This window comes from Umezakia ovalisporum Ak1311, assembly GCF_029891685.1.
Lineage (GTDB): Bacteria > Cyanobacteriota > Cyanobacteriia > Cyanobacteriales > Nostocaceae > Umezakia > Umezakia ovalisporum.
In genome coordinates this window covers 48,297-75,206 of record NZ_JANQDJ010000052.1, presented here as the reverse complement: position 1 = coordinate 75,206, position 26,910 = coordinate 48,297, and the positions used below count along the sequence as shown (strand labels likewise).

The 26,910-nt window shown below is 40.8% G+C and carries 14 protein-coding genes, 1 pseudogene and 1 CRISPR repeat array; of the genes and pseudogenes, 9 read left to right on the top strand and 6 right to left on the bottom strand.

What is annotated here, in order from left to right:
• Positions 1-599: 599 nt before the first annotated feature.
• A CRISPR array of direct repeats spans positions 600-1,157; the repeat unit is 37 nt; unit sequence CTTTCAAATCAATGAAACCCGCTTGCGGGATTGAAAC.
• Positions 1,158-1,228: 71 nt separating this feature from the next.
• Positions 1,229-1,444 (top strand): hypothetical protein, encoded by a 216-nt coding sequence (locus tag NWP25_RS10055; RefSeq protein WP_280687849.1) that lies wholly within the window; start codon positions 1,229-1,231, stop codon positions 1,442-1,444.
• Between the two features lie 18 nt (positions 1,445-1,462).
• On the opposite strand, the gene NWP25_RS10050 is transcribed toward NWP25_RS10055, so the two are convergent.
• Positions 1,463-1,582: a WD40 repeat domain-containing protein gene (locus tag NWP25_RS10050; RefSeq protein WP_280687847.1), complete on the bottom strand. Its 120-nt coding sequence runs from the start codon at positions 1,580-1,582 to the stop codon at positions 1,463-1,465.
• Positions 1,583-1,722: 140 nt separating this feature from the next.
• Here NWP25_RS10050 and NWP25_RS10045 point away from each other — a divergent pair, with 140 nt between their 5' ends.
• The 3 genes from NWP25_RS10045 to NWP25_RS10035 all read left to right on the top strand — a co-directional run bounded on the left by NWP25_RS10045 (position 1,723) and on the right by NWP25_RS10035 (position 14,417).
• Positions 1,723-4,650 carry a helicase-related protein gene (locus NWP25_RS10045; protein WP_280651384.1) on the top strand — a complete coding sequence of 976 codons (2,928 nt, stop codon included), beginning with the start codon at positions 1,723-1,725 and terminating at the stop codon, positions 4,648-4,650.
• Positions 4,651-4,753: 103 nt separating this feature from the next.
• Complete coding sequence (locus tag NWP25_RS10040) at positions 4,754-8,662, top strand: Eco57I restriction-modification methylase domain-containing protein (protein WP_280699308.1); 3,909 nt, start codon at positions 4,754-4,756, stop codon at positions 8,660-8,662.
• 367 nt (positions 8,663-9,029) lie between these two features.
• The gene (locus NWP25_RS10035) at positions 9,030-14,417 is read left to right on the top strand and encodes a DEAD/DEAH box helicase (RefSeq protein ID WP_280699306.1); all 5,388 of its coding nucleotides are present in this window, start codon (positions 9,030-9,032) and stop codon (positions 14,415-14,417) included.
• Between the two features lie 38 nt (positions 14,418-14,455).
• Here NWP25_RS10035 and NWP25_RS10030 read toward each other — a convergent pair.
• Positions 14,456-14,557 (bottom strand): annotated as a pseudogene (locus NWP25_RS10030) (four helix bundle protein); the annotation flags it as partial.
• 522 nt (positions 14,558-15,079) lie between these two features.
• Between NWP25_RS10030 and NWP25_RS10025 the strand changes: the two are divergent.
• The 5 genes from NWP25_RS10025 to NWP25_RS10005 all read left to right on the top strand — a co-directional run bounded on the left by NWP25_RS10025 (position 15,080) and on the right by NWP25_RS10005 (position 21,036).
• Positions 15,080-15,274 (top strand): NAD(P)H dehydrogenase subunit NdhS, encoded by a 195-nt coding sequence (locus tag NWP25_RS10025; RefSeq protein ID WP_280651387.1) that lies wholly within the window; start codon positions 15,080-15,082, stop codon positions 15,272-15,274.
• Positions 15,275-15,343: 69 nt separating this feature from the next.
• A complete protein-coding gene (locus NWP25_RS10020; RefSeq protein WP_280651388.1) occupies positions 15,344-16,000 on the top strand; it encodes an HAS-barrel domain-containing protein in 657 nt (218 codons plus the stop codon).
• Positions 16,001-16,149: 149 nt separating this feature from the next.
• Positions 16,150-18,357, top strand: a complete 2,208-nt coding sequence (locus tag NWP25_RS10015; protein WP_280699304.1) for a cation:proton antiporter domain-containing protein — start codon at positions 16,150-16,152, stop codon at positions 18,355-18,357.
• Positions 18,358-18,562: 205 nt separating this feature from the next.
• Entirely contained in the window at positions 18,563-19,498 is a 936-nt protein-coding gene (locus NWP25_RS10010; protein ID WP_280651390.1) for a UDP-glucuronic acid decarboxylase family protein, read from the top strand.
• Positions 19,499-19,644: 146 nt separating this feature from the next.
• Positions 19,645-21,036, top strand: a complete 1,392-nt coding sequence (locus NWP25_RS10005; protein WP_280651391.1) for a UDP-glucose dehydrogenase family protein — start codon at positions 19,645-19,647, stop codon at positions 21,034-21,036.
• A gap of 58 nt (positions 21,037-21,094) precedes the next feature.
• Here NWP25_RS10005 and NWP25_RS10000 read toward each other — a convergent pair whose 3' ends face one another.
• The 4 genes from NWP25_RS10000 to tsf all read right to left on the bottom strand — a co-directional run bounded on the left by NWP25_RS10000 (position 21,095) and on the right by tsf (position 26,791).
• Positions 21,095-21,889, bottom strand: a complete 795-nt coding sequence (locus tag NWP25_RS10000) for an LmeA family phospholipid-binding protein (RefSeq protein WP_280651392.1) — start codon at positions 21,887-21,889, stop codon at positions 21,095-21,097.
• A 342-nt stretch (positions 21,890-22,231) separates the two neighbouring features.
• On the bottom strand, positions 22,232-24,703 hold the full coding sequence (gene recG, locus NWP25_RS09995) for an ATP-dependent DNA helicase RecG (protein WP_280687836.1): 2,472 nt from the start codon (positions 24,701-24,703) through the stop codon (positions 22,232-22,234).
• A gap of 104 nt (positions 24,704-24,807) precedes the next feature.
• On the bottom strand, positions 24,808-25,635 hold the full coding sequence (locus tag NWP25_RS09990; RefSeq protein WP_280699302.1) for a hypothetical protein: 828 nt from the start codon (positions 25,633-25,635) through the stop codon (positions 24,808-24,810).
• A 211-nt stretch (positions 25,636-25,846) separates the two neighbouring features.
• Positions 25,847-26,791 carry a translation elongation factor Ts gene (gene tsf / locus NWP25_RS09985; protein ID WP_280651395.1) on the bottom strand — a complete coding sequence of 315 codons (945 nt, stop codon included), beginning with the start codon at positions 26,789-26,791 and terminating at the stop codon, positions 25,847-25,849.
• Between the last annotated feature and the right edge of the window lie 119 nt (positions 26,792-26,910).

Here is a 26,910-nt window from a genome sequence, read left to right as displayed (position 1 = left end):
GAAACCCCCTCGCGGGATTGAAACAAACATTAGTAGGGACGTATTGCAATACGTCCCTACACAACTCTCAAATCAATGAAACCCCCTCGCGGGATTGAAACATAGTAGTCAACAAGCTAATACTTTTGTTGTTAGTGCTTTCAAATCAATGAAACCCGCTCGCGGGATTGAAACACCTCCCTTGTTACTCTTTTCTTTGCAAGCCAAGAACTTTCAAATCAATGAAACCAGTTCCCGGGATTGAAACATCCCAACCTTATTACTCCTTACTCATAACTCCTTACTCAAATAAAACCCCTTCGCGGTATAGAAACACCGTCACTTAAACACCAACTTTCCTAGGGTCGCGTCTTTGCAATATGTAATTCAGTCACAAATATTGCAAATTTGCTGTGATGGTGTTAGTATTTCTTTGCCAAGGGAAAGCACAGGCAAAAACCCCCACCTCCCGCCAAAACCTCAGAACCTTGACAAGTTAATAGTTTCAGACCTTTGACCATAATTCTAGAGTCTTCAGACAACCCCTGAAACAAGGTTTTAAACCTCCCCCGCCAAAATCGCCGGTGGGAATGGCTCTACAACTAACTTTTGGCGGTCGGTCTTTCAAATCAATGAAACCCGCTTGCGGGATTGAAACATTACATATCTTCTTTTTACTACGATATTGAGGAGAACTTTCAAATCAATGAAACCCGCTTGCGGGATTGAAACCTTCTTCTGAGCCTCTTTGCCTATCATTCTTGCTTCTTTCAAATCAATGAAACCCGCTTGCGGGATTGAAACAGAGAGCAAAAATGGCTATTGAGTTTAACCCAAAAACTTTCAAATCAATGAAACCCGCTTGCGGGATTGAAACGTCTCCTTTTGACATTGCTAACAGTGTTGCTTTTTCTAGCTTTCAAATCAATGAAACCCGCTTGCGGGATTGAAACCTTATAATAGTCACCTAGAGAGTAAATATTTTCTTTTGCTTTCAAATCAATGAAACCCGCTTGCGGGATTGAAACAGCTTAGATATATTTATTAGTAGTAGGCTCTATTTAACCTTTCAAATCAATGAAACCCGCTCGCGGGATTGAAACCTTTTTAATTAATTAATTAATCAAAACTCATTTTCCTCCTTTCAAATCAATGAAACCCCCTCGCGGGATTGAAACCCGTCTGGGAGTCTTGAAACAGCTACATGAGAAACTCAGAGATTTTGCATCAATTATTTAGAGTCGAGTTTATGAACAACCAACCAGATCAAAAAAGCTACACACCACAAAAAACGCCATGTCTAATCTGCGGTTCACAAAATTTTGTTTGGGGTCGTACCGCTGGAGAATCACCAGAACAGTGGGTATATTCCCGTGCTGATGGGGCTGGGTGGGGGGAAGGCGAAAAGCTGCGGACGCGTAAGTGCCTTGATTGTAACAACGTTCAGTTATTTACGTATAAATAACTGATGGTTAGCCGTCAGTTATTTAATTTGCCAAATATGTATATTGCTATCCTCATTGCTACTAGCGAGGGTTTTACCATCCAGGCTCAGAGCAAGTCCTAAAACAGAACTGGAACCATCCCTCCATGTGTGCAACATTTTTAAAGTCTCTAAGCTCCACAGTTTAATAGTGCCATCATAATTGCCACACCTTTCAAATCAAAGAAACCCCCTCGCGGGATTGAAACAAACATTAGTAGGGACGTATTGCAATACGTCCCTACACACCTTTCAAATCAATGAACCCCCTTCGCGGGATTGAAACTTCCCAACCTCATTACTTATTCCTCATAACTCCTTACTCATCAATGACACATACCTTCACCCCCGGCTCCATAGTTAGTTGCCGTAATCGGCAATGGGTAGTGATACCAGAGGAAAACCAAGACTTAATTTGTCTTTGCCCCCTAAGTGGCAACGAAGAAGAAAAAATTGGCATTTATCAGCACTTAAACCTAGAAACCATAGAAACCGCAACATTTCCCCAACCCAGCACCAACAGTATTAAAGACCACACCGCCGCCATCTTACTCATGGATGCAGCACGACATTTGCTACGGAGCGGAGCAGGGCCATTTCGCTGCTTGGGTAGATTATCATTGCGTCCTCGCCCCTACCAACTCGTTCCTCTGTTAATGGCACTGCGACTAGAAACAGTCAGATTGTTAATTGCTGACGATGTGGGCATCGGTAAAACCATTGAAGCGGGACTAATTGCCCGTGAACTTTTAGACAGAAGAGAAATCAAACGCATAGCAGTACTGTGTCCTCCCCACCTGTGCGATCAATGGCAAAAAGAATTAAGAGAAAAATTCCATATTAATGCTGTAGTAATCCGTTCCGGTACAGCTTCTAAACTAGAACGGGCAATACCCAATAACTCCCATGTTTTCAGTTACTATCCCCACATAATTGTTAGTCTTGACTATGCCAAAGCCGAACGTCGCCGGGCCAGTTTTATTACCCATTGTCCGGACTTAGTAATTGTAGATGAAGCCCACACCTGTACAAGTCCTGGGAGTAAAAGCGCATCCCAACAGCAACGACATCAACTAATTCAACAAATAGCAGAAAAAACACATCAGCACTTGTTACTACTCACCGCTACCCCCCATAGTGGAATTGAGGAATCCTTTCTTTCTCTATTAGGCTTAGTCAAACCAGAATTTGAGCAATTGACACTGGATAAACTCACAGAGAAAGAGCGAGATAAACTAGCTAGTCACTTTATTCAGCGACGTAGAGCAGATGTCAAACTTTGGTTAGGTAACGAAACACCTTTCCCACAACGCCAATGCGAAGAAAAACCCTATAAATTATCTAAAGAATATAAACAACTATTCCAGGAAGTGTATAACTTTGCACGGGGATTAGTGAAAACCACCACCAAAGAAATGACCTACATCCAACGTCGGGGACGTTATTGGTCAGCCTTAGCATTAATTCGGTGTGTAATGTCTTCCCCCGCCGCCGCCGTGGCTACATTAAGTCGTCAGGTAAGTAAACTTGCTGATAGCACCTTACCAGGAGACCTAGACGAAGACTTAATGAATTCCTATGTTTACGACCCCACAGACCAAGAACAAGCTGTGGATGCTTCCCCCACCATAGTAATAGAACAAAGTCAGCAAACCTACAGTGAAGCAGATAAACCTAAGCTCCGTACCTTCGTCCAACAAGCCAGTAAATTACAAGGAGAAAAAGACGAAAAATTACAAGCTTGCATCGCCCATATCCAAACCCTACTAGCAAACAACCACAACCCCATTATCTGGTGTCGCTACGTCGCCACAGCCAACTATTTAGCAGATGCTCTTAAACAAAAACTAGAAAAGAAAGGAAGCCCCCAGAAACAACTTCGTGTTATTGCCATCACTGGGGAATTGTCAGAAGATGAGCGAGAAATTCGCCTACAGGAATTAAAATCCTATAACCAAAGAATATTAGTTGCCACGGACTGTTTAAGCGAGGGAGTAAACCTACAATCTCATTTTAGTGCTGTTATTCACTACGACCTACCCTGGAACCCTAATCGTCTAGAACAACGAGAAGGGCGAATTGACCGTTATGGACAAACAGCACCACAAGTAAAAAGCTGTTTAATTTATGGCCAAGATAACCCCGTGGATGGAGCAGTACTAGAGGTGCTCATTCGTAAAGCAGTACAGATACATAAAACCTTGGGAATCACAGTACCCGTACCAATGGATAGCACCACCGTGTCGGAAGCAGTGTTTAAATCTTTGTTTGACCGAACCACAGATGCAGTGCAGTTATCACTACTAGATTTATCCGACGAGGGAGAATGTGCTGTAGAACAAATACATAAACAATGGGATAAAGCCGTAGAACGGGAAAAAATCAGTCGCACCCGCTTTGCTCAACGGGCTATCAAACCTAGGGAAGTAGAACAAGAATTAATAGAGTCAGACCAAATTCTTGGTAGCGAAGAAGATGTAGCTAGATTTGTAAAAAATGCCAGCCATGGCTTATCTTGCTCCCTAATTCAGAAAAAACAAGCCTGGTTATTACCCACAATTCCTAGTTTCTTACAACCAACATTAGGAAACCAACCCCGTTTAATCACCTTTACCACCCCAGCATCAGAAGACGTGGAATATGTAGGACGAAATCATCCCTTAGTGGAAGGGTTAGCACGTTACATTCTAGAACAAGCCCTCGCCAACACCAAAGACCCAATAGCAGCTAGATGTGGGTTTACCACCACGGACACCGTAGCCAAGCGCACAACTTTATTATTGTTGCGCCTGCGACACCTATTAAACACCACCACAAAAAACCCACACAAATCTCCTCCCAAATCTTTATTAGCTGAAGAATGCATGGTGGTGGGATTTACAGGCCCTCCATGGAATCCCAGTTGGTTACCACCCCAAGAAGCCAAAACACTCTTAGAACAAACCAACCCAGTGAGTGATGCTCCTGAAAAGACAAAAAAGCAAGAAATCCAGGAATTATTGCATCGAATTCATGAACTAACACCAGACTTAGAAAAACTCGCCAAAGAGCGATCGCACTGTTTATTAGAATCCCACCGACGTGTTAGAAAAATCACCCAGGAAGGTAAAATTGAAATACAACCACAAACACCAATGGATTTACTAGGGGTATATATCTTGCAACCAGGAAAAGGCAAATCACATTAGCATTAAACCCCAGCCTCAAAGAAAAAGCCAATGGTGACCATCAAAAAACAGACAAAAAAAACCTAGTGGGTAATTTCACAATTTTCAGTGGAGTCAAAGGGCAATGGGTGTAGCAGGTGTAACCTTAGCAGGAGTACAATTCCAAGGTAACTTACTAGCAGCAGACATCACTGCTGAACTGTTAGAAGGAACCATCAAAGGACAAACAGCCCAAGACTTTGGATTAGCCAAAGCTGAAAAATTAGAAGACGAAATTGCCATAGCCTGGGGTGACGCCAAAGCCTATTGGGTAGCATTCCAACGTCAATTAGAAAGACTAAACCCCGAAGACACCGCCACCAGCATTACCCGGGAAATGTGGGCAGTTCCTTTATTACGTACCCTCGATTATACCCCCCAATATACCCCCAAAGCCCAAGTACTAGAGGGACAAACCTATACTATCTCCCATCGTGCCCTATTGCAGAAATCAAAACCCAAAGGTGAAAACCCAGAAATTACAATTTACCCACCCATACACATTATTGGTTGTCGTCTAGACATTGATCAACGTCCTCCCAGTGGCACACCTCGGTTGTCAGCACACGCCTTAGTACAGGAATATCTCAACAAAACCGAGCATCTTTGGGCCATCACCACCAACGGTCTTCGTTGGCGACTATTACGTGATTCTTCCTTAATGACTCGCCTTACTTATATCGAATTTGACTTAGAGCAGATTCTCAACGGCGAAAACTTTGCCGAATTCAGCCTATTTTATCGTCTCTTCCACCGTTCCCGCCTACCAGAAACTGCGGATGATGCAGATAAATGCTTGTTGGAATATTACCATCAAGAAAGCCTACAGCAAGGAGGAAGGGTACGAGACGGCCTCCGGGATGGAGTAGAAAAAGCCCTAGTGCAACTAGGTAATGGCTTTCTACAACATCCTGACAGCGAAAAACTGCGACAGAAAATAGCCACCACCAATGAATTAAACGAAATAGATTATTATCGCCAACTATTAAAATTAATCTACCGTATTTTATTCTTAATGGTAGCAGAATCCCGAAACTTATTACTAACAGGAAAAAACCCAGAAGAAGCCAGAATTTATCTTGAATATTACAGCATTGAAAGACTAAGAGAACTAGCAGAACGTCCCCGCCATAATCGAGAAGGTTTTCAAGACCTATGGCAAGGCTTAAAAGTCACATTTAAATTATTTGATGAAAATTGGCGAGGTAAAATCCTAGGGTTATCACCCTTAAACGGTGATTTATTTAGTTCAAAAACATTAACAGACCTAGACGATTGTGCCATCGACAACTACGATTTATTAAACGCCCTTCGTTGTTTGTCTTTATATGAAAATAAACAACAATTACGCCGGGTAAACTATGGCGCTTTAGATGTAGAAGAACTAGGCAGTGTCTACGAAAGCCTATTAGACTTTAACCCAAAAATTAACAACAATCAAGGCATTTATCAATTTAACTTAATTTTTGGTAGTGACAGAAAAACCACAGGTTCTTACTACACCCCTCCCCAACTTGTACAACAGTTAATTAACACAGCCCTAGAACCAGTAATACAACAAAAACTACACAAATCCCCACCAGAAATTACCAACCAAGAACTATCCTTATTAACCATTAAAGTCATAGACCCTGCTTGTGGTTCTGGACACTTTTTATTAGCAGCAGCACGACGCATAGGTAAAGAATTAGCCAAAATCAGAACCAAAGAAGCACAACCAGCACCAGAACCTTTAAGAATAGCCATTAGAGACGTAATTCAAAATTGTATTTATGGAGTAGATTTAAACCCTTTAGCAGTAGATTTATGTAAAGTAGCCTTATGGATTGAAGGGTTTTGTAGTGGTAAACCATTGAACTTCTTAGACCATAGAATTAAATGCGGTAATTCCTTAGTAGGAGTATTAGACTTAGAATGTTTAGACCAAGGAATACCCGACGAAGCCTTTAAACCAGTAACAGGAGACGACAAAAAATTATCCATCAACTTAAAAAAGCGCAATAAAAAAGAACGAGAAAATCAAGGACAACTATCTATTTTTGAAACCTCCAGAGATGATACTCACATCTTTGCTAAACTATGGCAAGAGCTAGGAAATTTTTCAGAAAATACCCCCCAGGAAATTAAAGAAAAACAGAGAAAATATCAAAATAATCTTTTAGATAATCATTGGTGGTTAAAAAAAGCAGCTTGTAATTTATGGACTGCTGCATTTTTCATGCACTTAACCCAACACAACCTAGAACTTTTACCAACCACAGCAACTTTAAACAGATTACAACGGGAAACCCTTCAAAAAATCCTCAATTCTCAATGTAATTACGAATTACAAGTTACTAATTACCAATTACAAACCATAGTGGATGCTGGGAATAGTTTAGCCAGTGAATATAACTTCTTTCACTGGCCCTTAGAATTTCCAGAAGTATTTGAACAAGGGGGATTTGATTGTGTTTTAGGTAATCCTCCCTGGGAAAGAATTAAATTACAAGAAAAAGAGTTTTTTGGTTCCCGCAGTTTAGAAATTGCTAAAGCCCAAAACAAAGCAGCACGGGAAAAATTGATTAAAGAATTACCTCAGAAAAATCCCGCCCTAGGCCAAGCTTTTGAAAATGCTAAACATAGTGCAGATGCACAAAGTAAGTTTATTCGGGAGTCCGGGAGATTTCCCTTAACTGCTGTGGGAGATATTAATACTTATGCTGTGTTTGCTGAAACTACCAGAAGCTTAATTAATCATAATGGTAGAATTGGGGTAATTGTTCCTACAGGTATTGCTACCGATGATACTTATAAAAAGCTTTTTGGTGATTTAATTCAAAAACAGAACTTAGCAAATTTGTATGATTTTGAGAATAGAGAAAGTTTATTCCCTGCTGTAGATAGCAGAATGAAATTTTCACTTGTTGGTATTAGTGGTAAACCAATTCAACAAGGTAACTTTGCTTTTTTCTTAACCCAACCCAAACAGTTAGAAAACAAAAAGCGTTTATTTCAGCTTTCCCCCCAAGATATTGCTTTAATTAATCCTAACACCTTCACCTGTCCGATTTTTAGAACTAGTCAAGATGCAGAATTAACAAAAAAGATATATCAAAATGTACCAGTTTTGGAAAATGAAAATACCGGAATTAACCCTTGGGGTATTTCATTTATGGCCATGTTTCACATGGCTAATGATAGTGGATTGTTTCACAACGAAGCAGTTGATGGTTTAGTACCATTATATGAAGCAAAAATGTTTCATCAGTTTAATCACCGTTGGGCTACTTATATTAATAGCAATGCTACTCGTGATTTGACAGAGGAGGAAATAGCTGATGTTGCTTTTACCACTCAACCCCGTTACTGGGTAGATAGAAAAGAAGTTGACAATAAGTTAGCTGGGAAGTGGGATAAAAAATGGCTTTTGGGTTTTAGAGATATTTGCAGGTCAACTGATGAACGTACTGTGATTTCTAGTTTATTACCTAAAGTAGCGATTAATCATAAAACTCCTCTTGTATTTACATCTGAATCAGTAATTTTAATTTCTTGCTTACTAGCTAATTTAAATAGCTTAGTATTTGATTTTGTAGCACGTCAAAAAGTTGGAGGAACTAACTTAAGCTTTTTCATCCTCAAACAACTTCCCATCATACCCCCAGAAGCATACACACAAAAACATACAGAATATATCACCTCCAGAGTACTAGAATTAGTGTACACCGCCTGGGATATGGAACCCTTTGCATTAGACATGGGATATAAAGGTGAACCCTTCCCTTGGAATCCTAACAGACGAGCATTAATTCGAGGAGAGCTAGACGCATATTACGCCAAACTTTATGGCTTAACCCGTAATGAACTGAGATATATATTAGACCCTGGAGATGTCTATGGTCCAGAGTTCCCCAGTGAAACATTCAGAGTATTAAAAAACAATGAAATCAAACAATATGGAGAATATAGAACCCAAAGATTAGTATTAGAAGCCTGGGATAAAATGTTTTAATAATTCCCATAAAACACCCAAAATTATAAAACAATAACCATAACAGCCATAAAACCAGACCTCATGTATACAAACCACCAAATCAAAAACCTATTTGGAAATAAAACACTAGAATACATAAAAAACAAAAATACACGTGGTGTTAGCAACACCAAAGGTAATACAGCAGTTTTTAACTACAGCAGATTTCGTTCTTATGAAGTACAAATCATAATCATCAAACTTTTGTCCGTTGGGTATCTTCCCCGCCAACACTGTATATCACCACACCGCAAAGTACTGTAAATAAACTAAAAACCTTAATATCATAAATCTTGTGGGGTGAGCATATCCTACCCCCCTTCCATACCCACTCACAACTCACACAATGAAAATACCTGTCAAACTACAAGAACTCATCCACCAACCAGAAGCAGTAATATTATCTTTTAGTACCCTCATGGGACAAAAATTAGTATTAGTAGACTGTACAAATATTACTCAACTCACCCCAGAACAACTTGATTTAATTTTCACCCATATTCCCCAACAATGGAATTATGAAGAACTCACAGAAATCTTTAATCCTCACACCTGTACCCAAAGTTTTACCAATCAATTATTAGCATACATACACCAACCCTCCAAAGTTACACCCACCCAACAAACAACCACATCCCCATTGTCCGTTTCTGATTTCCTTGATATATTCAAGTTCCGTAATGAAATCATCAACGACTATCGCCGTTATATAAAAAGTTTCTTAAAAATCCGTGACACCAGATTAGAAGAATTTGTCAATGAAGAACTAGAAAAAGGACAACTTTGGACAAATCCCCTTGTGCAACTTAACCCTAAATATTCCTCTGGTGCAACAGTAAATCAATTAGTTAAAAACTCTGTTCTCCATCCTGACTGCATTGAATATTTCTCTAAAAACGGCAATCCTTTCCACTTCCACCACCACCAAAAACAAGCATTTGAAACAGCCCAAAAACAAGAACATTATGTATTAACAACCGGTACAGGTTCAGGTAAAAGTATGACCTATGTTGTACCAATTTTTGATGAATTACTGCGTCATCCAGAAATTAAAGGCCTTAGGGCAATAATAATATATCCCATGAATGCCCTAATTAACTCCCAAGAAGAAGAACTAAAGAAATTTCTTAACAATGTTCCCAATACCCATATTCGCGTTGCTAAATACACCGGACAAGAAAATTTAAATACAAAAAGCAAAATTCAAAATAACCCACCCCACATTCTTTTAACCAACTACGTCATGCTGGAATTAATGCTTTCCCGCACACAAGAGGAAAAACTCGTTGCTTCCCCAGAGCTAAAATTCCTAGTATTAGATGAACTGCATACCTATAGAGGTAGACAAGGTGCAGATGTAGCGATATCAATTAGAAAATTACGTCAACGCTGTGGACAAAATTTATTATGTATTGGCACAAGTGCTACCATGTCCACAGAAGGAACACTCACAGAACGCCGTCAAGTAGTTGCAAATGTAGCGGGTACATTATTTGGCGTAGAAATTAAACCAGATAACGTCATTGACGAAACTTTAGAATGTTCCATTAAAGGTCCTGAACCCACCATTACCGAACTACAAAGAAGTATTAATCAAGGTTTACCACCAGAACCACAACAAACATTAGAGAATTTCCAAAACCATCCTTTAAGTCATTGGATAGAAATGACCTTTGGTTTAGAATACAAACAAGGTCATCTTGTCCGACGTACACCCATCACCTTAGAAACAGGTGCAGAAGCATTAGCTCAAGAAACCCAACTTCCCCCAGAAACTTGTCTTGATATTCTCAAACAGATGTTTTTATGGGGAAGTAAAGTTAAAGGTTTAGCATTTCGACTTCATCAATTTATCTCCCAAGGTGGTAGTGTTCACTCCACTATCGAAAGTCACCAAAAACGCTTTTTCACCCTAGAAGGACAATACACCACCACAGAAGAGCGTTTACTTTATCCCCTGGTGTTTTGTCGGGAATGTGGACATGATTATTATATCGTTAATTACAACCAGGACAAACAAATAGTCCTTCCCCAACTCCCCACAGCTTTAGACATTAGTGCTGAATATGATGATATCCAAGCAGGTTATCTTACCTTAGATGAACCAGGACTTTGGAATCCTCGTGAAGACGAAGAAAGACTTCCCGACTCCTGGTTCACGGAAACCAAAAAAAAAGGACGAGTTCCTAAAAAAGATTATGCTAAATTCATCCCCAAAGAATTACAAGTTCTTCCCAATGGAAAAATTACAACTTCCCCATTACAGGGAAAAACTTGTTGGTTTGTTCCCACACCATTTCGGGTGTGTTTAAATTGTGGTGTAGTTCATTATGGAAGTAAAAAAGAATTTGCCAAACTTTCCGGGTTGAGTAGTGAAGGTAGAAGCACCGCCACAACCCTCCTGTGTTTATCCACCGTAACCCGTCTCAAACAAATTTTCACAGGGGAAAGAGCCACCGCCGCCAAAATTCTCAGTTTTACCGATAATCGCCAAGATGCGTCATTACAAGCAGGGCATTTTAACGATTTTGTCCAAACTAGTTTTTTACGTGCTGCTTTATTAGGTGCATTGCAAAACAAAGGACAACTCACTCATAGTGAACTAGTGAGTGAAGTTATTAAACAAATGAGAATATCTCAAAAAGATTATGCTAAAGAACCATCAGAATTTAGCCCAGGTAAAATACGCAATGAAAAGGCTTTCCAAGGCTTAATTGAATATCGTCTTTATGAAGACTTACGCAAAGGATGGCGTATTGTTCAACCTAATTTAGAACAGTGTGGACTTTTGGTAATTGAATATGATGGGTTAGAAGAAATTTGTGCAAATAAAGCTATTTGGAATAAACACCGTCATCCAGTTTTATTGCAAGGAACTCCTCAAGAAAGATTCACCGCTGCCTTAGCCTTATTAAATCATCTCCGTCGAGAATTAGCAATAGACGCTAAGTTACTTCAATATGATAATAAAGATTCTTTAATTAGAGAAGTTTTTCAAGAAATTAAAGAACCTTGGGTACTTGATGAAAATGAACAATTGCATTTTGCCAAATTTGCAACTATTGATAGTAATTCTAATGATAGTAATTCTAAATTACAATTTTCACAAAAATCCTCCGTTAAGTTAACAATTAAAAGTAAAATTGGCAGGTTTTTACGTTCTCCTAAAGCTTGGTCATCACGCAGTGAACTGTTAACACAAACAGAGTACAATACTTTAATTAATACCTTAGTTTCTGCTTTAGCTGATGCAGGTTTTTTAACTACTAAAAATGGTATTCAATTACAAATTAGTTCCTTAGTATGGAAATTTGCAACATTAACTGAAATTCCCCCAGATCCTCTTTCATCTAAGCATCTACAGGGTCAAGAAGATGCAAAAATACCTGTTAACAAATTTTTTCAAGAATTTTATCAAACCAACGCCCAAAAAATTCAAACAATGGAAGGGCGAGAACATACAGGACAAGTTAAAACCGAAACACGTCAACAACGGGAAGAAAAATTTAGAAAAGGAGAATTGGCAAGTTTATTTTGTTCCCCCACAATGGAATTAGGTATAGATATTTCTGACTTAAGTGTGGTTCACTTACGTAATGTTCCCCCCAGTCCCGCAAATTATGCCCAACGTAGCGGACGGGCCGGAAGGAGTGGCCAGGAAGCTTTGGTAATAACTTATGCTGCTATTGGTAGTGGACATGACCAATATTTCTTCCAACGTCAACAGGAAATGGTAGCTGGTGCTGTTGCTCCCCCTAAGCTGGAATTAGCAAATCAGGATTTAGTTGAATCTCATGTCTATTCAATTTGGTTAGCCCATACAGGGGTTTATTTATATGACTCCATGAACAAAATTCTTGATTTAGATGCTCCTGATTATCCCCTAAAAAATAGTGTAAATGAACAATTAAAACTTAGTGCTGCAAAATTAGCTGAATGTCTAGAAGCTACCCAGTCAGTACTTGGGGATAAGTTCTGTCAAGGTGATTTGCAACAAGCCTCTTGGTATTCTGTACATTGGCTACAATTTACCCTAGAAAATGCACTAAATACCTTTAAGGAGAAGTGCGATCGCTGGCGTAAACTTTATGCTAGTGCAGTTAAACAAAGAGATGAGGCCAACATGACAATTAGTCGTTGTGCTGCTGGTAATGTTACCCATGAACAACGCATAAATGCTGAATTTCAAGCAAGAGAAGCACAACGACAAATAGATTTACTCGTGGGACAAAACCAAAGTAAGAATAATGGCGAATTTGAATTTTATCCCTATCGCTACTTTGCTGCTGAAGGATTTTTACCAGGGTTTAACTTTCCCCGCTTACCTGTACGAGGATTCCTACCCACCAATGATGGAGGTCAATTTATCTCTCGTCCCCGTATTGTGGCTTTACGTGAATTTGCACCGGGTAATATTATTTACTATGAAGGTAGCAAATTTATGGTATCAAAAACCAAATTACCCCCAGACGGTATTGAAAGTCAATATGAACGAGTAAGCTGTTGTTTTAACTGTGGTTATTTCCATGAAAATGATTGGCACGATACCTGCGAAAACTGCGGTGGAAAAATTCAACCTGATAGTTCTCAAAACCTAGCTAAATTAAATCGTGTATTGTCAATGGACACAGCACTCACTAGCAGACGACAACGTATTACCTGCGATGAAGAAGAAAGACTAAAATATGGTTATAATATCACCACCCATTTCCGTTATTACTCTGAAAAACAAGAATCTGCCACACTCCTAGCCACAGATAATACACCACTATTCAAATTAACCTACGGAGCTACAGCAACTATTCGGCGTATCAACAGAGGACTAAAGAAAAACATCGAGGAACGTGGATTTAAATTAGATGTAAAAACAGGTGTCTGGGGGGATAGAAAAACAAACTTACAAACCAACTCCCCAGAAACAAATTTACTTCCAGAAACATTACATAGCGAAGTAAATTTAATGGTAGATAACATTTGTAATATTCTGGTAATTGAACCTTTAATAGAATCTTTAGATGTAAGTCAAGATAACAAACAAGCCTTTATTACCACCCTTCAATATACCCTGGAAACAGCAATTCAAGCAGTTTATAAATTAGAACCAGATGAACTAGACTCAGAAAAACTAGGAGAAGGAAAATATCTACTCTTTTGGGAAGCATCAGAAGGTGGTGCTGGGGTTTTATCTCAACTATTAAAACAAGAAGATGCTTTTGCTAAAATTGCCCATGCTGCTTTAAATATCTGCCATTTCTCAGAACCTAAAGATACCTGCTTCCAAGGTTGCTATGAGTGTTTACTTTCCTACAGAAATCAATTTGATCATCCTTTAATTAATCGTCACTTGATTAAACCTTTACTAGATAAACTGCAAACAAGTAAAGTAGAAATATCAAACATACACCGCAGTGAAAAATATCAAAAGCTCCTTTCCAAAACAGATATCAACTCTGATTTTGAACGATTAGTACTACAGGAGATTTATCAACGGGGGTATGAATTACCTGATGCTGCACAGGAATATATTCTTGAAGGGAATTGTAAACCAGATTTTGTGTATAAGGAAAAACTAATAGCCCTGTTTTGTGATGGGTCTGTTCATGATAGTCCTGAGAAAAAAAAGCAAGACCAAATTCAGCGGGATAATCTCAAGTACAACAGCAATTATCAAGTTTTAACTTTGCAATATAATGAGGATTGGCGTAAGCAACTGGATATTTTAGCGGGGTTTTGAAGCCACACCAGGCCACCCTTGCATAACAAAACTTTACACTCCCTCCAAGCTTCTGCAAAATTAGCACACACTGAAGGAGAAGAACCACCTATTTGGTCAGTGAGATAATATCTTTCTTCCACAGCAAACTGTTTTGATATATCATTAAATCCTCATGGGTGTTAATTTTTCTTACTTCTTCTTTCTAGTGTGCCTTGTGTTGCCCTAGGATAAACATCTCTGTAAAAAACCTACCTTTCTAGGTATCCCGTGAGCCATGGTTTCCTTAGGGCTTTGAGTTTTTTTATAACTCGGCATATCAAAGGCCATGGCAATGACGTAGTGAATGTACACCACCTTCCTCAAGCCTTGGAGGCGACAATTTCCTTCCGTGGTGAAACTTTCCAATCTAAATATAACAAGGACTTTGACCCTCCATTTCCCCTTGTGCACGTATCTCGGCTCCATCCCCAACACACCACGTTTATCTCATTCCTTAAGGTTAATATGAATATATTATCTACTTTAAATGTGATTTAAATGACTAAAAACTAACTAATAACTCAGGACAAAAATATCAAAATATGTTTTTGACTACAAACAAATTAGGAACTATAAACCCTTGACTAGAGACTAATAATAAGTATTAAGCTATTAACAGTAAACCAGCGAGGGTAAACATCATGATTCTGCCTGGGTCAACAGTTCGCGTTAAGAATCCCGCAGACACCTATTATCGCTACGAAGGACTTGTACAACGTGTGAGTGATGGCAAAGTAGCTGTGCTATTTGAGAATGGCAATTGGGATAAGTTAATTACCTTTCGTCTATCAGAATTAGAACTTGTAGAACTCACAGCAGGAAGAAAACCAAAATAGATTTAGTCAATACTTAGGATACTTCCTACCTGAGGACTCACAACCCAACACTCAGCAATCAGCACGGTTATGCGCTTACCAATACCACAATTTGCCACAGGCCATCGCCAACCCAACCACATTGCGGAAGTGATCGAAACTAGTTCTACGGAATTTCTCTCACAGTGCTTGGAGCCAGAAGACTTAGGTTTTCCCCCCATGCCTCCCTTTGGTAGTTGGGTTTGTGCTGTGGACGAAGAGTCAGGGCATCAAATCTATGGTGTGCTGTATCAAGTTACAACCATGCCCATAGATTCAGTACATCGGGCAGTGGCCTTGGGGTTGTCATTGCAGGATTTACGCCAGGAACAACCGCAAATTTTTGCCATGCTCAAAACTGAATTCCGGGCAGCAATTGTGGGGTTTGAGCATTCCTGCCGGACTCCCGGGGCAAACCAACGGGTATATCAGTATCTACCACCCCGTCCTCCGCAAATTCATCAAGCTGTTTATCAATGTGAACCAGAAGCAATCATCAGATTCACTGAAGAACTAGATTTTTTGCGGACATTGCTTTGTGTAAATGCCGCCCAAGTAGAGGCATTAACCGCCGCCGCCATCCGCCATGTCTACCAGCTACGCAAAGCTGACCGACAATGGCTCATCAAAGCTGGCCGTACCCTCAGCCTTTTGTTAAAAGATGACTACGATCGCCTGCGGTTTATTTTAAGTCAAATCCATCCATAGGTAGTTAATTGTTACAAAACTACCTAAGTACTTTAAATAACAATTTGTAGATTTTTCCTCAGGGTGGCTCTTACGCTTATGAATCTTTTTTTTAATCGATTTCCTTGTAGGTAATTGCAACTTCATTGTCCCCCATTAAAGTCCAATCTATGGAATTAATATCACAATTTCTGGTCACCGAACCAACTGCTCAAGTTATGGGAGAGGAACCAATTGTGACCTTTGCTGTTTTGGTGGTGGTCATATTAGTTGTACCCATCCTGTTTGAGCGGCTGAAACTCCCAGGATTAATCGGCCTAGTGTTTTCTGGGGTATTACTAGGTCCATCAGGCTGGAATTTGTTTGACACACAATCCCAGATCATTAACCTCCTGTCAGACATTGGCCTACTTTATTTGATGTTTGTATCAGGTTTAGAAGTAGAAATCAAGCATTTCCGCCGCTGCAAACAACGCTCCCTAGGATTTGGCATCCTCACCTTTAGTTTCTCTTTAGTTATGGGAACCCTAGCAGCGCAAACTTTTCATCTTGGCTGGAATGCTTCGATTTTAATTGGCTCGTTGTTGGCTTCCTATACTCTTTTGGCATATCCCATGATCACTCGTCTGGGGGTGGTGAATAATGAAGCAATCACCATCACAATGGGTGCTACGATTTTTACTAATGTCAGCGCCGTACTAATATTAGCTGTTTGTGTAGCTACTGGTAACACCGGATTATTCAGCTTCACTCAATTAATTCCCCTATTGCTCAAGTTGATTTTGTACACAACAATCATTTTGGTGGTATTTCCTTGGGGTGGAAAAGAGTTTTTCCGGCGATTTGGAGACGAAGATGGCAACAAGTTCTTATTTGCCCTACTTGCCCTATTTCTAGCAGCAGTAGGCGCTCAATTTATTGGCGTAGAAACAATTGTTGGAGCCTTTTTAGCAGGTTTGGCAGTAAACGAAGCCCTGGGTGAAGGGCCCGTGAGGGAAAAGGTAGTATTTATTGGCACTGTGCTATTTATTCCCATTTTCTTAATTAATTTTGGCTTGATGATTGACCTGACTGCCTTCATGAGCACCATTGACACCCTGCAATTAACTCTTGTGCTCCTAGTCAGTTTAATTTTCGGCAAATTCATGGCGGTTTTATTCACAAAAGTTCTTTACCACTACAATTGGTCAGAAATACTGGCTATGTGGTCCCTATCGCTACCACAAATGGGCACAACTTTAGCAGGAACTTTAGTGGGGTATCGGGCTGGATTGCTCCCACAATCAATATTAAACACTGTCTGTGTAATCACCTTCATTACCTCCATCTTGGGAATATGGATCACCCGTCACACAGCCCTTGCTGTGGAAACCACAGCAGTTCCAGAACCAAAAGCCCCAATTTTATCTGACCAGCAAACAGAAGAAAAACACAATCCTTGGACTATAGTTGTACCTGTCTATAATCCTCAAACTCAGCAGTATTTAATTGAAATCGCTGGATTATTATTGGCAAATCAACCCAAAGGAAAAATTGTGCCGTTAGCCATCGCCACCGCTGCGGCTCAGATGGATGCACCACATTTAGAAGCTTCTCTAGTGCGAAGTGAAAGGTTATTGGCAAAAGCTACAGCACAAAGTCGATTGTTGGGTGTAGAAGCAGAACCATTGCTGCGAATTGATGATGCCTTTGCTCTAGGTATTACTAGAGCAGCCCGGGAGCAAAAGGCGAATTTAATTATTATGGGTTGGGGTAAACGCACCGGGTTCAAAGCCCGTTTATTTGGCAATGTAATTGATCATGTCCTATGGGCATCCCACTGTCCAGTGGCGGTGACACGTCTGATGGACTCACCAAAAAAAATTCAACGCATCTTAGTACCTTTAGAAAATTTAACACCATCATCATTGCTACCTGTACAATTTGCCCAAATGCTCGCTGAGGCTAATCAAGCCCAAGTTACCGTACTTAATGTATGCATCAGTGAATCTCATCGTTCCCATAGAAATCGCCGCAGCAGTTCCCAGAAAATCGCAGCCAGGCGATCGCACCTCGCCCTATTAATATCTCAGTTAGGTTTATCCAATCCCCCGGAAATTCAAGTTATTCCCCATGAAAATGCTACCCAAGCAATCTTACAAGCAGCACGATTATATGACTTAGTAGTGTTACCTTTTATACCTAATCGTACAAATCCCAGTGGGTTAGCTGTTAGTGATGTCACAACCCAATTAGCCGGGGAACTTACCTGCTCCATCGTCATGTTAGGAGAACCACAACAAAGCAAAACTCAAACACTACCATACTTGAGCGGGAGGGTGAAAGCCCCTGAAAAAGACCAACGTAGTTGGGTACTTCGTGCTTTACACAAAGGATGAAAAGGGACACCCCGGGCTTTAGCCGCCGTCTCCTTTTCCACTATTAAGTTATCAATCCAATAAGTTTACACTTGACAAAATTACCTATAAGCTAAACTTTTGGTTTAGTTACATGTGTTCCTGCTGTATTTTTCCATCAGGATAGAGTACTATTCTAAAGAACAAGTTGCCAAGTAAGTAAAAGTAATTAGAAAGTTGGGAAACTATGAGAATTTTAGTAACTGGTGGCGCAGGATTTATTGGTTCTCATCTTATTGATAGATTAATACCCGCAGGACATGATGTAATTTGTTTAGACAATTTTTACACAGGTGATAAGCGTAATATCCTCAAATGGATCAATAATCCATATTTTGAACTCATCCGTCATGACATCACAGAGCCAATTCGCTTAGAAGTGGATCAAATTTATCACTTAGCCTGTCCAGCCTCTCCTGTACATTACCAGTACAACCCAGTTAAAACAGTTAAAACCAACGTTATGGGGACACTAAATATGTTGGGACTAGCTAAACGCGTTAAGGCTAGGTTTTTTTTGGCCTCCACCAGCGAAGTTTATGGCGACCCTGAAGTTCATCCCCAAACAGAAGAGTATCGAGGTAGCGTTAATCCCATAGGCATACGTTCATGTTACGACGAAGGTAAACGCATTGCTGAAACTTTAGCATTTGATTACTACAGACAAAATAAAGTTGATATCCGCGTCGCGCGGATTTTTAATACCTACGGGCCGAGAATGCTAGAAAACGATGGTCGGGTAGTAAGTAATTTCATTGTTCAAGCCTTACAAGGTAATCCTTTAACTGTCTATGGCGATGGTTCACAAACTCGCAGCTTCTGTTACGTTTCTGACTTAGTAGAAGGATTTATCCGCCTGATGGACAGCGATTATATTGGCCCAGTAAATTTGGGAAATCCTGGGGAATACACGATTTTAGAATTAGCAGAAGCTGTACAAAAAATGGTCAACCCAGACGCAAAAATTAACTTTCAACCACTACCTTCTGATGATCCCCGTCGTCGTCAGCCAGACATTACTAAAGCTAAAACCTTGTTAAATTGGGAACCTACCATCCCGCTACAAGAAGGGTTAAAACTCACAGTAGAAGATTTTCGTAATCGTATAACAAGGGATACTTAAACTTTAGGCTCTGTGGCAATGTTCATCAATGTTCCGAACCTCCCCATAGGTTAAATCTATTAGTTTGTACTTGAGCTACTGATAGAACCCTTAGTATAAAATTGTCATATTTGACAAATCTTTAAAAAAGCGAGGAGTTAAACTACATGCGTGTTTGCGTAATTGGTACTGGTTACGTTGGTTTGGTAACAGGCGCTTCCTTGGCTCATGTCGGCCATGATGTAATTTGCGTAGATAATAATGAAGAAAAAGTTAAATTAATGAAATCTGGGCAGTCCCCAATTTTTGAGCCGGGACTCTCAGAAATTATGCATTCTGCCATCCAATCTGAGAAAATTCATTTCACCACAGATATAGCCGCAGGAGTTGCCCACGGGGAAGTTTTGTTTATTGCTGTGGGAACACCACCTTTACCCACTGGGGAAAGCGATACTCGTTATGTGGAAGCTGTGGCTCGTGGTATTGGAGAAAATCTCAACAGTGGTTATAAGGTAATTGTCAACAAATCCACAGTACCCATTGGTTCTGGTGACTGGGTACGCATGATTGTTTTAGATGGCATTGCCGAACGTCACAAAACACTTGTAACCGCAGGTGAAGTAACGAGTGATGAAAAATTACCTGAAGATTTAGCTGAATTTGATGTTGTCAGCAATCCAGAGTTTTTGCGTGAAGGTTCCGCAGTGTACGACACCTTTAACCCTGACCGTATCGTCCTAGGAGGCAATAGTCAAAAAGCCATCGCCTTGATGAAAGAACTGTATGCTCCCATTGTGGAACGTAAATATGCTGCTGACCCATCTCTACCACCAGTACCTGTACTATGTACAGACCTAAGTTCCGCAGAAATGATTAAATACGCCGCCAATGCCTTTTTAGCAACCAAAATTAGTTTTATCAATGAGGTCGCTAACATTTGCGATCGCGTCGGTGCTGATGTCACCCAAGTAGCAAAAGGTATTGGTTTAGATTCCCGCATTGGTAACAAGTTTTTAAACGCTGGTATCGGTTGGGGTGGTTCCTGCTTCCCAAAAGATGTCTCCGCACTCATTCACACTGCTGATGACTATGGCTATGATGCCCAAATTATGAAAGCTGCCGTCAGCGTCAACCAGCGTCAGCGCCTAATTGCCTTGGAAAAACTGCAACAAGTCCTCAAAATTCTCAAAGGTAAAACCATCGGACTTCTAGGTTTGACCTTCAAGCCTGATACCGATGATATGCGAGATGCTCCAGCACTGAGCTTAATTGAGCAGCTCAATCGACTAGGAGCCAAAGTCAAAGCCTACGACCCCATTGTTTCCCAAACAGGTCTACGTCATGGTCTGACCGGAGTAGTGGTAGAAACCGATGCAGAAAGGCTGGCCGATGGCTGCGACGCTTTAGTATTGGTAACTGAATGGCAGCAGTTCGGCAGTTTAAACTACACCAAGATGGCAAAATTAATGAACCATCCAGTGATTATAGATGGTCGCAACTTCCTAGATCCTGAAAATATGCTCAGGTCCGGTTTCCAATATCTAGGTGTTGGACGTTAGAATATCCACCGACGTTTTACGTCGGTGCTCCTTCACAGCCAAGGCAAGGCTTGCAAACTTATGAGTTACGAGGAATACGTTCTATTTCAGCATATCCACTGAAAATTAATTTTTTACCTTCAGTTTCTAAACGATTGAGCCGCATTTTCACACCATCAAGGTCAAAACGATCCAAGTCAACCATATTATCTAAAATTTCCGCCAGAGCCATACTCAATTTTTGAGACAATTCCCGTTGTGGTTCAGACACTTTATCTAGCTCAACTTGGGGATTTTTAAAAGATATCCGCCGCCGTCGTTCCACAGCCACAGTCATTACCATAGTCAGTGGTATGAGTTCGCCATTGTTTAAATCCGCCTTAGCTAAAATCCGCAGGCGATTTTCTGTCAGCAGTTCTACTTGAATATCGGTAAAGGAAACTGGTTCACCGCCAGATATTGCCATCAAGGAAGGTAAGGTGAGGTTAACCAGGTGCTGTGTCACCAGCTTGGCATTGAAGGCTTGGTTAATACCTGCCTCTGATAAGATGACGTTAGCGATAGCTTGGGTGGGTTGTTTGAGATTTAGCTTGCCAGTCAAAACACCACCGAAATCAATGCTAACTGCATCGGTTTCAAAGGACATTTCCTCCACCAAGAAATCTTTGCGAATCACCAAGCCTCGACCGCTCATTTTGAAGCTGTCAATGCTGCCTTGCAAAAGTTTGCTGGAGGGATAGCAGCGCACCAAGACTTCTACTGACTCGCTTCGGGTAAACAAGTGGCGAATGGTTTGGCTGGCCACTGTGTTGAGCATTTGCTCTCCCCAATCTGTACCTTGAGAATCTTTTAAACCAGTAAGTCCGCCGAACATGTAGTTTTGGATTTCTAGAAGTTCTTTATACTTTTGTAACAAACTGTGAAGAATACAGCAAGCGATCCCACCATTTTTTCCCTCACCCTCCCCTGAGGCATAACTAATCCTGGAAAACAAATGTATCGGATATTACTAATATAATGTACGTGACTTCTTCAATAGAAGTATTCCTTCCCCTGTAGGGTCGGCATCTTCCCCGCCAATACTGTATGTCACCACGCCGGAAAGTGCTGTATAACGCCTTAGAACAAGCCGTTGGCTTACCAAATACATTACCCAGGAAGTCCCACACTCGGATCCACTAGAACCCCCAACTCCCCACAGTGCTTGATTTATAAATCAAGTCAAAATTGCCCCACCCATTAACCGTTCATAACGATACCTTAATTCAGCCTTCATCAAAGACCAACGCTCCAGAGTTCCATCTATTTCTATTACCTTCTCCGCAGCCTGTCTGGCTAATAGTAAAACCTCCTCATCATCCACCAAACTCGCTAAAGTAAAATCTGGCATACCTGATTGACGAGTTCCCAGCACCTCCCCAGGGCCACGAAACCGCATATCCATTTCCGAAATAAAAAAGCCATCCTGAGATTGTTCCAAAACCTTCAGCCGTTGTTGAGCATCAGGACTTCTAGAACTGCTCATCAACAAACAGTAAGATTTCGCCGCACCACGACCAACACGCCCTCGTAATTGGTGCAGTTGTGATAAGCCGAATCTTTCAGCATTTTCAATAAGCATTACAGTTGCATTAGGTACATCTACACCCACTTCTACAACGGTGGTAGAAACCAATATTTGCGTATGATTATGGCGGAATTTGCTAATGGCTTCATCCTTATCGGCGGAACTCATGCGACCATGCAACAATCCCACTCGAAACTCTGGAAACACCGTTTCTTGTAGCTTTTGATGTTCTTCCACAGCGGAGCGCAAGTCCAATTTTTCTGATTCTTCCACCAAAGGTAAAACTATATAAACTTGCCTTCCCTGGGCAATTTCCCGACTTATCAAGTCGTAAGCCTCAGTACGTTGGTGACCTGTCAATACAGTAGTTTGAATTTTTTGTCGTCCCGGTGGTAACTCATCAATCTGGCTCACATTCATATCCCCATGTATTGTTAATGCCAATGTGCGAGGAATGGGGGTAGCAGTCATAGTTAATACATGGGGTTGGTTGCCTTTTTGCTGTAACAGCGCCCTTTGTTTCACTCCAAAACGATGTTGTTCATCAATTACCACTAACCCCAATTGGTGAAAATTTACAGTGTTTTGAATTAAGGCGTGAGTTCCCACCAACAAAGGTAATTCACCGGTTTCTAGCTGAGAATAAATTTCTCGCCGTTTGGCGATTTTAGTAGAACCTGTCAGTAATTCCACTGGTAAATGCAACAAATTAAACCAACTCACTAACTTGCGGTAATGCTGTTCTGCTAAAACTTCCGTTGGAGCCATTAAAGCTCCTTGATAGCCAGATTGAATAGCCGCTAAGATTGCAATCACCGCCACCACAGTTTTACCCGAACCCACATCCCCCTGTATGAGACGATTCATCGGCGTGGATTTTGCCAAGTCATTGAGAATATCGTTAACTACTCGTTGCTGTGCGTTAGTGAGTTGAAAAGGCAGAATTTCCGAGAACTTTTCAATGAGCTGACCTTTAGGGGCAAGAATAGCACTGGTTTGCATCACCTTGGCTTGCTGCTGACGTTGTAACAAACCGAGTTGTAGATAAAAAAATTCATCAAAAACTAGGCGGCGACGGGCAAGTTGTAAACTAGCACTATCATCAGGAAAATGAATATTGGCAATGGCATCCTTTAACTCCATCAAACCATACTTTTCCCGCAACCCTCCAGGCAAAGGATCCTTAAGGTGAACTGTAGCTGGCAAAGCAGCCCTTACCGCCTCCCTCACCGTACTTGCCATTAAACCCTCTGTTAGGGCATAAATTGGCACAACCCGACCAATAGTCAAGGAATCAATGGTATCTCCTGGATGTGCTAACACCTCAAGTTCCGGGTTATCCACAGTCAAGCCATACTTACTTTGTTTCACTAGCCCACAAGCCGCCAAAATACTACCCACTGGGTAACGGCGTTTTAAACTTTCTTGCCAACCACGACTAGCAAAACGAGCCCCGGCGCAAAAGCGACTAATTTTAATTTGACCCGTATTATCTTTAACTATTAGCTCTAAAATCGATAATTTCTTATTTTTGGGGCTAGTAAAACAGTTACAACGCTTCACCTTGGCAATGATTGTCACTGTTTGACCCCCCTGTAACTCCCCGATATTAACCTGACGGCCATAATCAATATGGTCACGGGGATAGTAAAAAAGCAAATCCCGCACAGTGTACAAATTTAACGCCGCTAATTTCTCAGCCTTGACAATGCCTATTTCTGGCAAATCCCTGAGTTTTTGCTCAATGTTTGGCGCTAATCTCCGGTTGACTTCTGCCACAATTGGCGATTTAGGTTGAGACTTTTGGCGTTGGTGTATCTGTTCTTTCTCCTTACCACTTTGTTTTGGTTCTTGCTGTAGTTGGTAGATATACCTGCGAGTCTCAGCTACTAAATGCTGTCTTTGTGACTGTTCCAGATGGGGATAACTAGCAAATTTAGCTGCTAGTTCTTGCCAACGGCCACGCTCCAATGGGGACACATCTGTGGGGAATTTCCCAAAAGTCAAGCAGAGAAATTCGCTGAAGCGGTATTGTTTCCCCATTAAATCCGTAAAGCCTTTGTCTGCTTCTATTGCCAAAGCTTTGTGCAATCTTACCCAATCTGGTTTGTCATTAGTCATTGGTTATTGCTCATGGGTCATTGGTCATTAGTCAATTGGTAATTCAAGAAGGTATAGTTTTTTGACTTTTGGCTTTTGACTACGGTCACTACTGACTCAGCACTTTATTCAAACCAACTTGCCCGCCATGCAGATTCAGCTTCAGCAACTGAACGTTCTCGTTGCTTTTTTTGATAATCTCGCCCTATCTTGTTGAGCTGAACTAAAATATGGCGAATTTGCCTCCGCTCACATGAGAGTTTTGTGTCGGCAAATTCAATTTCCCCCAATCTTAGGTTAATGGCCATAATCTGTGTGATTTTAGGGTTTTCTAAATCTTTTTCATTTTCAATTTCCAATACCAAGTTTAAGAGATTGGGTGGCCCCGGCATCACTTCAGCAGATGCTTCTGACACAGTTGCCGCTGCTTCTAAAATCGGTTCTGGTAATTTCTTGGGTAAGATACCAGCCTTTTGTAACAAAACATTAGCATCCCGGGAGACATTTTTCAGTAGTTCTTGCAGTAAATTTTCCAGATTCTGCTGCCATTTTCCCAATTCAACCGGGTTGGAAAAATTCGGGGAGAAACTTTTTAATGGTGAATTGACCTCCGACACCTCCGACACATATGTTACTTCCTCATCCTCCTTATGTTCTTCTTTCTTATCTCCTTCACCTTGAATATAAGAAAGTAGTAACTCAGCCCCCCCTTGACCTAGTTTGCGAATAGCTTGTTGCAATTTTTGGCGCTGATTCAGGGATAACCTGAGAAATTTTTCAGGATACCCTTGGGTGCACAAATGGTAACTTGCCAGAATCAACTGTTTCCCCAAGGCTTGGCCCAATGTGCTTAAATAATCGGCATAGGCATTGTGGAGTTCTACAGCGATGGCTCCCATCGCTTCTTGTAACACTGCAATATCCTGTTCAATTAGCTCAATTGATCTCGCCATATCTTTTCTTATTGATTGCCCATGTGATAGGGTATAGTGGCATCTGCCATATTTTATTATGGTACAAGTGTATTTATCTTTTGATTTGTCCCTGGTTCTTCATTTCCTCCTACCATAATACTCACTAAAAAACACAGGCCAGTTAATTGCCACTGACCTGTGAGCACACAAGTAATAAGTTACAAAGGCAACTCTTAACTTCTAACTAAAGTTACTTAGCACCCATTTGTGCAGCAACTTCTTCGGCAAAATTACTTTCTTGCTTCTCAATACCTTCACCGAGGATATAGCGAACAAAGCGAGTTACTTTGACCTCCTCACCTAGTTTGCCTTTAACTTGTTTTACCAATTCTTCCACAGAAATACTTTGGTCGCGAATAAAAGGCTGATCCAACAAAGTCAATTCTTTCAGGCGTTTTTCAATTCGTCCCTGAACAATTTTCTCTTTGATGTTATCTGGTTTGTTAGCTAAATCGTCCCGCCCCATTTCAATTTCTTTTTCTTTTTGAGCAATTTCCTCGGGGATTTCGTCTACACTGACATACTCGATGTTGGGACAAGCTGCAACTTGCATTGCTGTATTCTTCGCCAATGTTTGAAACTCTTCATTCTCAGCTGCTGACTCAGTTTTGGCATTAAGTTGTACTAAAACACCAACTCGACCACCAGTGTGAATGTAGCTATCTACAATACCTTGTTCCCCTTCTAAAAGAGCAAAATTGATAAAGCGACGCACCTGGATATTTTCACCAAGCTGGGCCATGGTTTGCTTGATGAAGTGATCTACAGTGACACTTTTGTCTTCAATGTAGGGTTGAGCCAACAAGGACTCAACACTATCAGCCGTGGCTGCTTGTTGGGCTAGGTTCTTAGCTAAACCTTTAAAAGCTTCGTTACGGGCAACAAAATCGGTTTGGCAATTAATTTCTATCAGCACACCAACTCCACCACCGGGTTGAACGTAGGTGTCTATTAGACCTTCTGCCGCAATGCGATCGCTTTTCTTACCTGCGGAAGCAATCCCTTTTTGTCGCAGCCAATCTATAGCTTTTTCTATGTCGCCTTCAGTTTCTTTCAGGGCTTTTTTGCAGTCCATCATGCCTGCACCAGTTTTTTGGCGTAGCTCTTGGACGACTTTTGCAGATATTTCCGCCATGTTGCCTCAATTCCTAATTTGACCTTGAGTTGTAATTGCTCACGGGTGTTGAGTATTTCTATCTTACTCAGGGCTGGTGAAGAAAAAGCAATCAAGTATGAAATCAGAAGAATTTAGTA

Bases quoted from the DNA above. Each gene is read 5' to 3' on its own strand.
- recG (WP_280687836.1), bottom strand. From the start codon at position 24,703: ATGACTAATGACAAACCAGATTGGGTAAGATTGCACAAAGCTTTGGCA.
- NWP25_RS10000 (WP_280651392.1), bottom strand. From the start codon at position 21,889: ATGTTCGGCGGACTTACTGGTTTAAAAGATTCTCAAGGTACAGATTGG.
- NWP25_RS10005 (WP_280651391.1), top strand. From the start codon at position 19,645: ATGCGTGTTTGCGTAATTGGTACTGGTTACGTTGGTTTGGTAACAGGC.
- NWP25_RS09990 (WP_280699302.1), bottom strand. From the start codon at position 25,635: ATGGCGAGATCAATTGAGCTAATTGAACAGGATATTGCAGTGTTACAA.
- NWP25_RS10010 (WP_280651390.1), top strand. From the start codon at position 18,563: ATGAGAATTTTAGTAACTGGTGGCGCAGGATTTATTGGTTCTCATCTT.
- NWP25_RS10050 (WP_280687847.1), bottom strand. From the start codon at position 1,582: ATGTTGCACACATGGAGGGATGGTTCCAGTTCTGTTTTAGGACTTGCT.
- NWP25_RS10025 (WP_280651387.1), top strand. From the start codon at position 15,080: ATGATTCTGCCTGGGTCAACAGTTCGCGTTAAGAATCCCGCAGACACC.
- NWP25_RS10015 (WP_280699304.1), top strand. From the start codon at position 16,150: ATGGAATTAATATCACAATTTCTGGTCACCGAACCAACTGCTCAAGTT.
- tsf (WP_280651395.1), bottom strand. From the start codon at position 26,791: ATGGCGGAAATATCTGCAAAAGTCGTCCAAGAGCTACGCCAAAAAACT.
- NWP25_RS10020 (WP_280651388.1), top strand. From the start codon at position 15,344: ATGCGCTTACCAATACCACAATTTGCCACAGGCCATCGCCAACCCAAC.
- NWP25_RS10040 (WP_280699308.1), top strand. From the start codon at position 4,754: ATGGGTGTAGCAGGTGTAACCTTAGCAGGAGTACAATTCCAAGGTAAC.
- NWP25_RS10045 (WP_280651384.1), top strand. From the start codon at position 1,723: ATGAACCCCCTTCGCGGGATTGAAACTTCCCAACCTCATTACTTATTC.
- NWP25_RS10035 (WP_280699306.1), top strand. From the start codon at position 9,030: ATGAAAATACCTGTCAAACTACAAGAACTCATCCACCAACCAGAAGCA.
- NWP25_RS10055 (WP_280687849.1), top strand. From the start codon at position 1,229: ATGAACAACCAACCAGATCAAAAAAGCTACACACCACAAAAAACGCCA.